Raw genomic sequence first — 12,919 nt, forward strand, 5'->3', positions numbered from 1 at the left:
CGGTCTCTCGTGAAAAAAAATATCCACCCAACCAATTATCGTGAAGTAGCTTTCCGCGACACTGCTTCTGGGCACGTTTTTATCATTAAATCGACTGTTAACACTAACGAAACGATTAACCACGAAGGTCGCGATTACCCGCTTTTAACTGTTGATACATCCAGTCAGTCGCACGCTTTTTACACCGGTAACCGCCAAAGCGCCCGTTCGACTGGTCGCGTTGAACGTTTCAACCGCATGTTTCACAAAAAAAGAGCTTAGGTTTTAATTCCCAGCCGCTTATAAATGACTTTTTGTCCGTAAAGAAAAATGGCGCTTTTTAATTCTGGCCCTTCGCCAAGCTGGGTCGTCGCTAAGCGGATCGGCATGTAAAGTTCCTTGCCACGCGCTCCCGTTAGCGCGCTTGTCTTTTCAATTGCTTTACTAATTCCCGTTGGTTCAAAGGTTTGCTCGCTCAGTTGCTTTGCAAAGACCTGGGCAACTTTGGTTAACTTTTGTTTTTCAACGCTCGGGTTTTGGTACATCAAAAAATAGTTTTCAAGCGCTAGGTAAGAAGGGCAATTTTGTTTGTAAGTCTCAAGAAATAAGTTGAGCCACTTTTCGCCGTGCTTAGTTTTTAAATTAAGGTGTTTAATTAACTGGGAGTTAGAAGTGTTTTTGATGTACTGTTTAGCAAACCAGTCTAACTTTTGGGCGTCAAATTTACTGGGCGAGCGGGAAAAACGTTTAGGATCAAAATCTTTAATTAATTCTTCCTGGCTCAGCAGTTCCTTTTTACTCGGATGAGACCAACCTAGCAAAGCTAAAAAGTTGAAAATAGCGGCGGGAGGATAGCTTTCCCGGCGGTAGTCTTCGATGTACTGGTGAGTTGATAAATCGCGTTTAGAGAGTTTTTTGCCTTCTAAATTAGTGATGATGGTTAGATGGGCAAACTGGGGAGGTTTTCAACCAAACGCTTCGTAAAGTGCTAGTTGTTTGGGCGTGTTGGTAATGTGTTCTTCGCCCCTGAGCACATGGCTAATTTGCATGTCGTGATCGTCAACTGTCACGGCCAAGTTGTAAGTTGGGAAGCGGTCTTCCTTTTGAATCACAAAGTCACCAATGTCGCTGGCGTTAACGCTAATTTGCCCGCGCACTAAGTCGTTTCACTGGAAAGTTTGCTTCGGTTTTAATGCTAAGCGCACCACGTAATTGCCGTTTTGGTGGCGGCGCTCTTTTTCGGCTGGGCTAAGTTTGAGTCATTTTTGGTCGTAACGGAACGAATAAATGCCACGAGAAATTTGCCAAGCGCGTTGTTTTTCTAACTCTTCAATCGTGTCGTAAGCGTAGTAAGCGTGACCTTTTTGAATTAAAAGCTCAATAACTTCTTGGTAGCGCGCCAGTTTTTCGCTTTGTCGGTAGGGACCAAAATCAGAGTTTTGGTTTTTGAGGCGATTCGTCGGCGACTATGCCCAGTCAGGCCAGGTCAGCAAGTTGGGACTCCTCAGCTTTGGCCACGTTGCGAAGTTGATCAGTGTCTTCAATCCGAACAACAAACTGACCACCGTAATGCTTGGCAAAAAGGTAGGAGAAAAGAGCGGTTCTGGCTCCTCCGATGTGGAGATTGCCAGTTGGCGAAGGCGCGTACCTAGTTCGGACCTTTTTCATAGGTTTATTTTAGCATTTATTAAAGCCCAGCTCTTAGCCGCCATGACTAGTTCTTTACACTATAATGTCTCTACCCATGCTTGACAAAGTAGTTTATGATTCCTTAGTTAAAATTCGCCAAAATTATTTGCACTTAAACCAGCAGTTAAACGACCCAGAAATAGTTAGCGACGTTAAAAAATACCGGCAAATTTCCCAAGAAATCGCCCAAATCACCGACGTTGTGCAAGTTTTTAACCAGTACTTAGCGGTTTTTGAAAATTACCAGCAAGCTAAAGAACTTTTAAATATCACCAAAGACGAGTCGATCGCGGCGCTTTCCAAGCAAGAAATAAACGAAGCTCTAAAAAAACTGACCGAGTTAAGTCAAGAGTTAAAAATTTTACTTTTGCCAAGAGATGAAAACGATGCTCGCGATGTGATTGTCGAAATTCGCGGAGCCGCCGGCGGACAAGAAGCTAACATTTTTGCCGGAGATCTTTTTGAAATTTATAAAAAGTGGGCTGCTCTCCACGGCTTGCAAGTTAAACCGATCGTAATCCAAAAATCAGAAAGCGGCGGTTTTACTTTAGTGGTTTTCAGCGTCAAAGGACCAATGTTTACGCCCAACTCAAATACGAAACAGGTGTGCACCGCGTTCAGCGCATTCCGCTGACCGAGACCCAGGGACGAGTGCACACTTCCACGGCGACAGTTACGGTCATGCCTGAAATTGATGATTCGATCGAAATTAAAATTAGCCCCCAAGATTTAAAAATTGACACTTACCGCGCTTCGGGTGCCGGAGGTCAGCACGTTAATAAAACTGATTCTGCGGTTCGAATTACCCACTTACCGACTAACATAGTCGTCCAGTCCCAAGACGGAAGATCGCAAATCGCCAACCGCGATTTAGCGCTTAGCATTTTGAAATCCAAACTTTACCAACTTGAACTAAGTAAAAAAGAAGAGCAAGAGGGCGCTTACCGTAAATTGGCTGGCACGGGTGCACGTTCGGAAAAAATTCGCACTTACAACTATCCCCAAGACCGGGTGACCGATCACCGGATCAATTTTTCCACCTCTTTAAAAGGGATTTTAAGCGGTAAGATTGATCCGATCGTGGAAGCTTTAATCGCGGCTGATCAGTCGGAAAAAATGCGTCAAGCGGGGCTTTAATGGATCAGAGTCGTTGGTTAGATTTTTTAAACTATAAACGCAGTTACTCTTTGCCAGAGCAAATTAGTCGCCGGGAAAAAAGACTGCTAGCGCGCCAAGTTCCCTTTCAAAAAATTTTAGGTTACGTTGATTTTTCAAACTTACCAATTCGGATTGACCAGTTTGTTTTTATTCCCGTTTTGAAACGCTAGAAGTAATTGATTTAGTCGCCGGACTGCTGAGGTCTGGACAGTCGGTTTGTGACTTAGGGTGTGGCAGTGGTCTAATTGGTTTGACTTTGAAAAAAGTTTCCCGGATTTAAAAATAACGTTAGTTGACAAAGATCCAGTCGCGGTTAAACAAACTCGCATCAATGCTTTAAAAAACAAATTAGCGGTGCACGTAATTCGCTCAGATTGGTTTTCCAATTTAAAACCTCAACGTCAATTTGATTTAATTGTGGCTAATCCGCCTTACATCAAAGACTCTACGCATTTAGATAGCAGCGTAGTTAAACACGAACCAAGTCACGCCTTATTTGGCGGTCCAGACGGTAACGCGGCTTACCGAGCTATTTTAGAAAGTTTTGCTAGTTATTTAAAACCGGGCGGCTACTTAGTTTTTGAAATCGGTCCCGACAACGTCAGTTTTTTGCGCTCGCAAAATTTTAATTTAAAGCGCGATATTAACGGCAAGTGGCGAATTGCTTACCGACGTTTTTAGTTTTGACACTTAGGACAGTAGTAAGTGCCGCGCTGCCCGACTTTGGTTTTAGCGATTTTACTTTGGCAGCGCTGACAAGGTAAATTAACTTTGCCATGGACTTTAAGAAAATTTTGAAACTGTCCGCCCTGGTCATTAAAGGCTAGGAAAGTTTTAATCGAACTGCCGCCCAATTTAATCGCCTGTTTTAAAATTCTTCGGGCGCTGAGCAGAATTTGCGAGGTCTTAGCTAGAGTTAAATTTTTACTAGGTAAAGACGGATTAATTTGCTGGTCTCACAAAACTTCGTTGACGTAAATATTGCCTAGTCCGACCATAACGCTTTGGTCAAGCAAAACAGTTTTGATGGCGATGGCAGTTTTTTGCAGTTTTTGGTAGAGCTCGGCTGGTTTAATTTCAAACGGATCAGGGCCGAGATTACTAATTGGCGGTCGGCTTGCTCAGTCTTTTTGAGTGCGAATTTGGAAAGTTCCAAACTGACGCGAATCGTTATAAATTAGGTGACGGTTTTGATCCAAATGAAAAACCAGGTGGTCTTGCGGACCAAGATTGGGCGAACCTTGCGTTAGCCGGTAGCGGCCTTCGAGTCGGAGATGAGAAAGGATCACGCTTTGCTGATCAAGGTGAAAAACGATGAACTTGCCCCGGTTAGTGATTTGGTTAATGCGTTGACCTTGCACTTTGGCTTTGAACATCTCAGGAGTAACTTCTTTGACAAATTTATTTTTCCGAACCGTTAAATTTTCTATTTTGGCGCCGGAAAGATTTTTTTCTAAATAATTTACAACTGTGATTACTTCGGGAAGTTCGGGCATACTTAGCATTTTAAACGATTGGTTCCAAACGTCAAAGAGCAAGTTTATAATGAAATTATTGTGCTAGATCATTCGTCGCTTTTTCTGGCCTCCACCGACACGGTCGTCGGTCTTGGCGGTCCAATTAGTCAAGCTAACCATCAACTAATCTGTCAACTCAAAAAACGTTCACCGGAAAAACCGCTCGTAGTTATGGTTGGTTCGTACCAGCAAGCTCGTCAATTCCCGGAGTGAAGCGTCCAAGCAGAGAAGTTTGCCCGCAAAATTTGACCTGGTCCCTACACTTTAGTTTTAAGCGATAACTTAGCTCTGCGCATGCCAGCACACTTGCAGCTTTTAAATCTCATCAAAAAGATCGGTCCGGTTTACATGACTTCGGCTAACTTAGCGGGTCAACCGCCGTTAAATTTTGAACAGGCTCGCGCCGCTTTTCCTAGCGTTAGAAAACATTATTACTTTGGAAAAGGCTCGGGTCGGCCTTCAACGGTGATTAGACTGAGCGACAAGAAGGTGCTTCGTGAATAAAAATCAAAAAATTGTCTTAGCTTCTGACCACGCCGGTTACAAACTCAAAAAAGCAGTTCAAGATTACTTTGCTAACCACGGCTACCAGGTGGTTGATCTTGGGCCCGAAAACGACGATAAACCAGTCTCTTACGCTCGTCAAGGGCAAGCCTTGGCCCGTTTTGTCCAAAAAAATCCCGCTTATCTGGGAGTTGGTGTTTGCGGAACTGGCATCGGCATTTCACTCGCTGTTAACCGCTTTGCCGGTATCCGCGGAGCAAGACTTGTTAGCTTGGAAGATGCGGTGCTGGCTAAAAAGCACAATAATGCGAATGTTTTGCTTTTCGGAGGCCGCCAAACTAAACCTAAAAAAGCGATCAAAATGATTTTGGCTTTTGAAAACGAGCATTTTGAAGGCGGTCGTCACCAAAGTCGGATTGCCGATTTAGACCGCGCAAACACCCGACCAAATTCACCTAGTAAACGTAGCAAAAAGTAAGAAAGTTTGGCTAATCCAGTCAGTGAGCCACTACCATAGTATAATTAGCGCACTAACAAAGCAATTTGACGTAGGCCGGCGTGGAATATTACCTAGTGAAAACCCCAATAACCAAGACTTGGTTAATCCAAGCGGTTCTTTTGCCATTTCAATTGAAAATTTAACTAAAAAATTTAAACATTTTACAGCCGTTAAAGAAGTTAGCATCCAAGTTTCTCGCGGAGCTATTCACGGTTTTATTGGTCCTAACGGCGCTGGTAAAACAACCACGATTAAGTGTTTAATTAGTGCGATGATCCCGACCAAGGGACGACTTTTAATTCAAGGTTTGAAAGCCGACCAAGTTGAGGCTAAAAAATTAGTCGGTTACATTCCCGAATCGGCTCGTTTTCCGAAACGAATTTCAACCTTAGATTACCTTTATTCGATGGCTTTAATTAGCGGATTAACTAAAAAAGAGGCCCACAAAATTGCGGAGGACATTTTAAAGACGATCGGTCTTTGGGAATTTCGGCGTCGCGACCCCAACTCTTATTCCTCTGGCATGAAAAAGAAAGTGTTGCTAGCGCAATCGCTTTTAAACAATCCAAGTGTTTTAATTTTGGATGAACCGGCGGCTAACCTTGACCCGACTGCTCGAGCTGAACTTTTTGATGACCTAAGAAAACTGGCTCAGCAAGGTAAAACAATTTTTATTTCTTCCCACGTTTTAGCCGAACTGCAGCAATTAATTAACGAAGTGACCATTCTTAACCAAGGTCAAGTGGTTTACAATTCCAGACTTAGCGACAAGCCTACCAACACTTACTTGGTGGGCAGCGATAACCAAAGCAAACTTTTAACTTTGCTTAAAAAAACACAAAGTGTCGGCTGTCAAACAGCACGACAAGATTTTAGTTAAAGTTAAAAATAGGGCCGAACTGGCTAAAATCAACTACTGGGCTGGCGCGGAAAAGATCGTTGTTTTTTCAATCGCGCCCGAAAGTGCCGACCTTCAGTCAATTTACGATAAGTACGTTCGAAACGAAACGCCATCGCATTTCTCAGCGGTCAATAAAGGAGCTAGATAATGCCAATTTATCGTTTCACGATTCGGCGGATGATGAGAGCTCCCTCGACTTGGATTTACTTAGCCGTTAGTCTGGCGGTTTTCATTTTTGCTTTTGTGATGCTCAACACACTCGTAGTCGAGCAATCGCGCCGGGAAGTTAATCAACTCCAGTACCAAATTTCCGACGCTTCAATTTTGGCGATAAGTTGACGCCAGGTCGTTGTTTTTCTCTTGCCGTCCATCGCGATGATCGGTTTTATTGCCGTCAAAGTTAACCAAATTTTTCGAAATGATATTGACGAAGGCACTTTGTTAATTTTGATTTCTAAACCAATTAGCCGCAACCGAATTTGGTTAGAAAAATGACTAGCCTTTATGAGCGTTTTGTACGTGGCTATTCCGCTCATGATTTTGCTGCCACACCTAGTTTTTTTAATTAATGGTCCGGAAATTTTCTGGCGGTACTTTGTTTGGGCGCTTTACCTAGTTTTGATTAGTCTTCTGATCATTTTGGTTATTTCTTCCATTGCACTTTGCATTTCTTTAGCTGTTGGCGCCGGCGGAACCGTGGCGTTAGTTTTTCTCTTTGTGCTTGCTTTTGCGCTCGGGCCGGTTTTTGATTCTTTTGTCACTTTGCCAGACGGAGCTTACCTGTTAAGTTATTTTGCCCAGGGACATCTCAAGCTCAAAAATAAATTACCCGCTGAGCAAAGCGAGCACTACGAGTGGATGGTTGGGCAAACCAAAGACAAGTTCGAGTGACAAAAAACCGAAGCGCAATTTCAAACTACCTTGGAGGATATTTACCACCTTTACGTTGATGGAGAGCAAGATTACAGCGTTAGTGGGCAATACTACGAACCCGAAGCCGAACAAGCGATTTTCACTCAAATTGCTGAGCATAAAAGAGCCGACCAATACCCCGACCTTAGTTCAGAACAAATTGACCTAATCACCCACGCTTACTACCTAAGCGAAGCGCTTCGCACGAGCAAGGGTCAAGGTTACTTGGCTCTTTTTACTAGCACAGCCACATTTAAAGACGCGGTTCAGACTGACGTTGTTCCGCTTTACACGGTCGGATCTTTAGTTAATGGTCAAATTTTTGGAGGCTTAGACGAAAAACAGCACGCCGCTTACGAAGAGCAAGTTTTCAAAAAAAGAATTTTAAAATATCTTAACGTCTTAGACCATCTATCGTTTTTGTGAAGAAATGTTTTGGAGTTTGCTGATTTTGAATCTTTTGTGAGTGAGACTAGCGTTGCCGTTTCAATGGACAACCCTGCGATTGTAGGCGATCTTTATTTTGATAATGACACTCAAACTTGGCGAATTGATTTGGACAAGTTGGCGTCGGCACCTAAGTTAGTTAACTACTGGGCTGTTTTAGGGTTTTACTCCTTAGTTGCGATCGGACTGTTGGTTTTGAGTTGACAAGTCTTTAAAAAACGCGATTTTGCTTAGTTATCAAAACGCATTTGTTGGCGTAAACTTTGGTAATCGGGGATGTAGTCAGCGACTAGCTTTCAAAACTCATTTTGGTGGTGAGGGTGAAAGTGGTGAGCTAACTCGTGAACGATGACATAATCAATCACCCTCTGGTCAAAGTGGGTTAAACGACTTGAAAACGATATTCTTCGCTTTTGCAAATTGTTGCTGGCTCAAGTAGCGCGTTTATCACTGACTCTAAATTCATAAGGACCGGTGGCCATTTTTTTAATCCAGTGGGACAATCGAGTGAGCAGATGTTTTTCCAAGGAAGTTTTTAAGTATGTCTTAATCGCACTTATGATTTGGGAGTTTGACCCTTGACTAGTTTGGATGTAGACTTTAGAGCCGCTGATTTTGAGAGCGTTTTTTGGATAACCAGTTAAAGAGTCAAAACGGTACATTTGGCCGTGCAAAACAAGTGTTTGCTGGTTTAAATTAACTTTGGTATTTTTTAATTGCTTAGTCTTTGCGCTAACAAACCGGGGTAGTTTTTCACTCACAAATTGGCGCGCTAATTCCAAATCCATCTTTTCAGGAACGCTAACTACGAGCTTTCCGTTAGTTAGTTGGAAATACATGCGACGGTTGTTGGTTCGTTTAATTTCCACGTAGTGCCAAGTTTGGGCGTGGTAAAGCGAAAAACCTTTCATAGTTGCAATTATAAGTTGAGCAGTTAAGTCTTTGGTTGATTTTTAAAAGACCAGTCGTTGAATTCAGGCGGCGGGTCAACCTCAAAAAACATTTTTTTACCGCTGCGCGGATGAAGAAAAATTAATTGGTAAGCGTGGAGTCTTTGACCAAAATTATCGATTAATTTTCCGTACTTAGGATCTCCGACCACGGGGTGGCCAATGTGGGCTAGGTGAACGCGAATTTGGTGAGTTCTTCCCGACTCTAGTTCGCAACGAACCAGCGTTTTATCGGGGTAACTTTGGAGCACGTAGACGTGAGTTAAAGCCGGTTTAGACTTTTCACTTTGGACACGCATTCTCTGGCGGCGGTAAACATCACGCCCGATCGGCAAGTTAATGTGAATGACGCGTTTTTCGATTTTTCCCACGACCCAAGCTAAGTAAATTCGTTTAATTTGGCGCTCTTTTAAAGCCTTAGCTAGCTGGGCGTGAATTTCATCGTTTTTGGCAAAGAGAATTAGTCCCGAAGTATCTTTATCAAGGCGATGGACAGTACCGGGCCGGTCTTGACCGCCCAGGTGAGAAAGTTTTTGGTAACGACCAACTAAAGCGTTGACAAGCGTGCCGCTTAAATTACCCGGCGCCGGATGAACGACTAGACCGCTCGGCTTATTGACAACGATAATGTCATCATCTTCGTACACAACATCAATCGGTAAATCTTCGGCCTTAACTTTGCTTTCTTTAGGTTTAGGCGTGCTAATTTCAATTAGTTGACCTGGTTGGAGCACAAAGTTTGCTTTGCGAACTAAGTTGCCGTTCACACTGACTCTTTGCTGGTCGATCAATTTGCGGATTTGAGTGCGACTAAAGGAGAGGTTTTCGGCTAAGTGTTTGTCAATGCGCTCGTTTTTTTGCGCCGTTAATTTAGTCGCCTTTTCCATAGCGAGATTATAACAATAAGCCGATCGTTCGGCTTAGAGCATAATTCGGTAAGTTCGGGCGAATTTGAAAAGTTTTTTAGCGACAATCCGGAAAGAAATTTCAACCCAAGATTTTTGCGTACTCATTAAAGTTACTATGAATGGATAAGAATCTTTTCAGCCTAAACGGCGAGCTATTTTGGCGTAGTAAGGATGGTGGTCATAAATCACTATGTTAGTTGCGTGCGATAACATCACGCCTTGCCAGACTAAGTATTTGGAGAGTGACTTGCTCACTTCTGTTTCGTCAAAAAGAATTACTTCGGACGAATTCAGCACGGTAATTTGGTAAACCCCTTCTTGACCTTCCTGGTCAAAGTAGGTTTTTTCGAAAATGCGGGCTTTTTCAAGTTCAGTTTTTTCCAGCTTTACACCGAGCATTTCAATCCACGTTTCCCGGTAAGGAAGTTGCTGGTAACTGAGCATTTTTACTTGAGCAGTTGGGCAATCGTATTCTTGACTAATTGGAATAAAGTTGGCGCCGATTCGAACCGAAGCGACAAAGTAGCCTTTACCCTTGACGGGAACTAGGTAGGAGCTGTAGACAAGGCTTTGCAAAATGTTGCGGATGGTAATGCGTGAACAATTAAATTTAATTGCCAAAGCATTTTCAGACGGAATTTTTTCGCCTGGCTTCCACTCACCATAGTTAATTTTGAGGAGAATATATTTTTGGACAAATATTCTCGTGCTCAACTTTTTGTTCATCGAAGATTTGAAAGAATTTTTCTATTTTCGTAGGAACAAATCGCTTTGGCAAGATCCTAGCCGATCCAAGTTGTTCACTTAAAAATGCGATTCGCTCAGCTACTACTCTGATTTTGGATTTCAAACCGTTGATTTTTCACTTGGCCTAACAAGTTAATCACGTGTATAGGTTGGTTAGGTGGTTAAAAACTTGCTATTTATGAACTAAGGAGAACGACTAATCGCTTTTTATTCCAATTTTGACCAAAAAAAAGACCCCTTTGGGGGCCGCTTTTACGTTGCTGATAAGACTTTTAACGGTAACTTAAAATCGTTATGGCTTTATTTTCCACAACTAAAAGTTTATCGCCTTTCTTAGCTCCGTAAATTTTCGCTACGTCAAGCGCTTTTTGCTTGTTAGCTTTGATCGCTTCAAATTGACTAGTGTCGGGCGACATGAAAACCGAGGAAGTAATTCCGAACATCGTAGTTTGCTGGGCATTGTTAGTGACTCCCAAAATGTTGGTGTTAGGTCTAAATTTAGCTACCTCTTGGAGCAGTTGTCCAGTTCGCGAGAGCACGACAGTAAATTTAAAGTCGCCGTTAATCGTTTTGCGCGCCACTGACCGAGCGATTTTAGCTCTTGCTCCACGCGAAATTTTTTCAATCGCTTCCAACTGGACTTGGTAGTAGAGTTTGTTATAAAACTCTTTTTCGGCGCGAGCATTAATCGTTGACATAACTTTAACGGCTTCAATTGGGTATTGACCAGCTGCTGATTCACCCGAAAGCATCGTTGCGTCAGCGCCCAACTCAGTCGCGATGTAAACATCTGTCACTTCGGCTCGGGTTGGATGGGGATTTTTTTCCATTGAGTCTAACATTTGCGTGGCGACCACAACCGGTTTACCAGCTTCGCGGCATTTACGGATCATCATTTTTTGCACGACAGGTACTTCAAAGTAAGGTATCTCAAGCCCTAAATCACCTCGAGCTACCATAATCCCGTCGGCCGCAGCGAGAATTTTATCGAAGTTATTAATTGCGTACTGCGATTCAATTTTGGCGATGATTTTAATTTGGGTCGCTTGTTGCTGTTTTAAAATTTCGCGAATTTGCTGGATGTCGTCGGGAGAATTGACAAAAGATGCGGCGATAAAATCAACTTTTTGCGCGCAACCAAATTTGATGTCTTCCACATCTTTTTCAGTTAAAAAAGGCATCAAAAAAGGTTTGCCGGGTAAATTAATTCGTTTGTTAGGTTTGAGACGGTGGTGATTGATCGCCCGGGTTTTAATAGTTTGCGGTTTGACGCTCGTTACTTCCAGCTGCAATTTGCCATCGTCCACGAGAATTAGGTCGCCAGGTTCTAAGTTTTGACTAATGTCAGCCGAGACGGTAATTTGACCGACCTTAGCTTTGAGTTTTTGGTACGAGGCTGGATCGGTTAAAACCACCACTACTTGGTTGGCGATAATTTTTTGAACGCTGTGCTGAAACTTGCCTACTCTTACTTCCGGCCTTTGGTGTCAAGCATAATTGAAATAGGCAAACCTTTTTCTTTCATCACTGCTCGAGTGTTATTAATTCTTTCCAACTGTTCTTGGTAAGTGCCGTGGGAAAAATTAAGTCTTACGGTGGTCATGCCTGCGTCAAAGAGTTGACTAATAATCTCTTTTTTGTGAGATGAAGGTCCGATCGTAGTTATGATTTTCGTTCGTTTGGTAATTTGCACTTTTACTCCATTTAGGCTTGGTTAAGACGGTTGTACTTTTGGGCTTTGCTGGCGCGGTCTTGCCGAGAGCGACCAAGTGCTTCCATAATTGGCATTGCGCTTGTGCGGCTATTGACAATCCCAACGGCTAGTCCCGACTGGTTTTGGCTGAGCAACTCAATTGCTTTTAGACCCATTCTTGAGGCGTTAATTCTTTCAATTGCGCCCGGAACGCCTCCGCGTTGGATGTGGGAAAAAGACATCGCTCGCGTCGCTCGCCCGCTGATTTTTTCAACTTCGCGCTCAAGTTTGACAAGGTTTTCAAAAATCATTTCGCTCACCACAATGATGACTGATTTTTTGCCTTTAGCGAATTGTTTTTTAGCGAGCAAGCCTATCTCTTTGGCGCTGAGTAAGTTTTCGTTGGTAACGATAATTTCCGCTCCGGTGGCTAATCCCGAGTAGAGAGCTAAATCTCCGCAGCCGTGCCCCATCACTTCCACGATAGCGATGCGACGGTGTGATTCCATCGTGTCGCGCACCCGGTCAATGTTTTCCACGATCGTTTGAAGCGCAGTTGGGTAACCGATCGTAAAGTCAGAGGAGTTAATGTCGTTGTCAATTGTGCCTGGCAAAGCAATTGTTTTAACGCCCATTTCGTGCAGCGCTTGAGCACCGCGGTAAGATCCATCTCCGCCGATTACGACTAGCGCTTCAATGCCGCGTTTACTTAGTTCTTTGAGCGCTTTTTTGCGAACTGCTAAATTAGTAAACTCGGGAAAACGGGCCGAACCAATTAATGTTCCGCCGCGGTTAATGTACGCGTCAACGTCATACTCAGAGGCCAAAGCAAACTGGCCTTGGCAAAGTCCTTTGTAACCTTCAAAAACTAGTCAAGCCTCAATTTTATGCATCCGACTTGCCCTAACCAAAGACCGGATGGCGTTATTCATGCCCGGTGCATCGCCTCCCGAAGTTAAAATTGCAACTTTTTTGACCATTGATTTTCGGCTCTCTTCTGAGCAGCCTTTACCTA

At 43.3% G+C, this 12,919-nt stretch carries 13 protein-coding genes and 3 pseudogenes; 9 read left to right on the plus strand and 7 right to left on the minus strand.

Annotation, left to right across the window (positions count from 1 at the left end):
• The first annotated feature begins 9 nt into the window (after positions 1-9).
• Positions 10-261: a type B 50S ribosomal protein L31 gene (locus tag CSH31_RS02930; protein ID WP_128008787.1), complete on the plus strand. Its 252-nt coding sequence runs from the start codon at positions 10-12 to the stop codon at positions 259-261.
• On the opposite strand, the pseudogene gltX reads toward CSH31_RS02930, so the two are convergent.
• Positions 258-1,647 (minus strand): annotated as a pseudogene (gene gltX, locus CSH31_RS02935) (glutamate--tRNA ligase). The gene CSH31_RS02930 and the pseudogene gltX overlap by 4 nt on opposite strands.
• A gap of 76 nt (positions 1,648-1,723) precedes the next feature.
• On the opposite strand from gltX, the pseudogene prfA reads away from it, so the two are divergent.
• From prfA to CSH31_RS02950, 3 genes and pseudogenes are all read left to right on the plus strand, one after another.
• Positions 1,724-2,805 (plus strand): annotated as a pseudogene (gene prfA / locus CSH31_RS02940) (peptide chain release factor 1).
• Complete coding sequence (locus tag CSH31_RS02945) at positions 2,805-2,996, plus strand: hypothetical protein (RefSeq protein ID WP_128008788.1); 192 nt, start codon at positions 2,805-2,807, stop codon at positions 2,994-2,996. Before prfA ends, CSH31_RS02945 begins: the two are co-directional and overlap by 1 nt.
• A gap of 58 nt (positions 2,997-3,054) precedes the next feature.
• Positions 3,055-3,507, plus strand: a complete 453-nt coding sequence (locus CSH31_RS02950) for a methyltransferase (protein WP_161565702.1) — start codon at positions 3,055-3,057, stop codon at positions 3,505-3,507.
• On the opposite strand, the gene mutM is transcribed toward CSH31_RS02950, so the two are convergent.
• On the minus strand, positions 3,504-4,322 hold the full coding sequence (mutM, locus tag CSH31_RS02955; RefSeq protein ID WP_161565703.1) for a bifunctional DNA-formamidopyrimidine glycosylase/DNA-(apurinic or apyrimidinic site) lyase: 819 nt from the start codon (positions 4,320-4,322) through the stop codon (positions 3,504-3,506). The genes CSH31_RS02950 and mutM overlap by 4 nt on opposite strands.
• A gap of 60 nt (positions 4,323-4,382) precedes the next feature.
• On the opposite strand from mutM, the gene CSH31_RS02960 reads away from it, so the two are divergent.
• From CSH31_RS02960 to CSH31_RS02980, 5 genes are read left to right on the plus strand one after another with little or no spacing between them, the layout of a single operon-like run.
• Positions 4,383-4,847: an L-threonylcarbamoyladenylate synthase gene (locus CSH31_RS02960; protein WP_161565704.1), complete on the plus strand. Its 465-nt coding sequence runs from the start codon at positions 4,383-4,385 to the stop codon at positions 4,845-4,847.
• Positions 4,840-5,325, plus strand: coding sequence for an RpiB/LacA/LacB family sugar-phosphate isomerase (locus CSH31_RS02965; protein WP_127942922.1), 486 nt, complete (start codon positions 4,840-4,842; stop codon positions 5,323-5,325). Before CSH31_RS02960 ends, CSH31_RS02965 begins: the two co-directional genes overlap by 8 nt.
• Before the next feature lie 22 nt (positions 5,326-5,347).
• Positions 5,348-6,226 carry an ABC transporter ATP-binding protein gene (locus CSH31_RS02970; protein ID WP_161565705.1) on the plus strand — a complete coding sequence of 293 codons (879 nt, stop codon included), beginning with the start codon at positions 5,348-5,350 and terminating at the stop codon, positions 6,224-6,226.
• A complete protein-coding gene (locus tag CSH31_RS02975; protein WP_128008792.1) occupies positions 6,189-6,395 on the plus strand; it encodes a hypothetical protein in 207 nt (68 codons plus the stop codon). The genes CSH31_RS02970 and CSH31_RS02975 overlap by 38 nt, the downstream gene beginning before the upstream one ends.
• A complete protein-coding gene (locus CSH31_RS02980) occupies positions 6,395-7,840 on the plus strand; it encodes an ABC transporter permease subunit (RefSeq protein WP_127942924.1) in 1,446 nt (481 codons plus the stop codon). The genes CSH31_RS02975 and CSH31_RS02980 overlap by 1 nt, the downstream gene beginning before the upstream one ends.
• Here CSH31_RS02980 and CSH31_RS02985 read toward each other — a convergent pair.
• The 5 genes and pseudogenes from CSH31_RS02985 to pfkA all read right to left on the minus strand — a co-directional run bounded on the left by CSH31_RS02985 (position 7,837) and on the right by pfkA (position 12,884).
• Complete coding sequence (locus CSH31_RS02985; RefSeq protein WP_128008793.1) at positions 7,837-8,517, minus strand: YgjP-like metallopeptidase domain-containing protein; 681 nt, start codon at positions 8,515-8,517, stop codon at positions 7,837-7,839. The two genes, CSH31_RS02980 and CSH31_RS02985, sit on opposite strands and share 4 nt — an antisense overlap.
• Positions 8,518-8,540: 23 nt before the next feature.
• Entirely contained in the window at positions 8,541-9,443 is a 903-nt protein-coding gene (locus tag CSH31_RS02990; RefSeq protein ID WP_127942926.1) for an RluA family pseudouridine synthase, read from the minus strand.
• 33 nt (positions 9,444-9,476) lie between these two features.
• Complete coding sequence (locus CSH31_RS02995) at positions 9,477-10,190, minus strand: GntR family transcriptional regulator (RefSeq protein WP_127942927.1); 714 nt, start codon at positions 10,188-10,190, stop codon at positions 9,477-9,479.
• A 293-nt stretch (positions 10,191-10,483) separates the two neighbouring features.
• Positions 10,484-11,904: pseudogene (gene pyk / locus CSH31_RS03000) on the minus strand (pyruvate kinase).
• An 11-nt stretch (positions 11,905-11,915) separates the two neighbouring features.
• The gene (pfkA, locus tag CSH31_RS03005) at positions 11,916-12,884 is read right to left on the minus strand and encodes a 6-phosphofructokinase (RefSeq protein WP_128008794.1); all 969 of its coding nucleotides are present in this window, start codon (positions 12,882-12,884) and stop codon (positions 11,916-11,918) included.
• Positions 12,885-12,919 lie beyond the last annotated feature (35 nt).

It is taken from the genome of Mycoplasma sp. ATU-Cv-508 (assembly GCF_004011945.1).
Lineage (GTDB): Bacteria > Bacillota_I > Bacilli_A > Mycoplasmatales > Metamycoplasmataceae > RYZV01.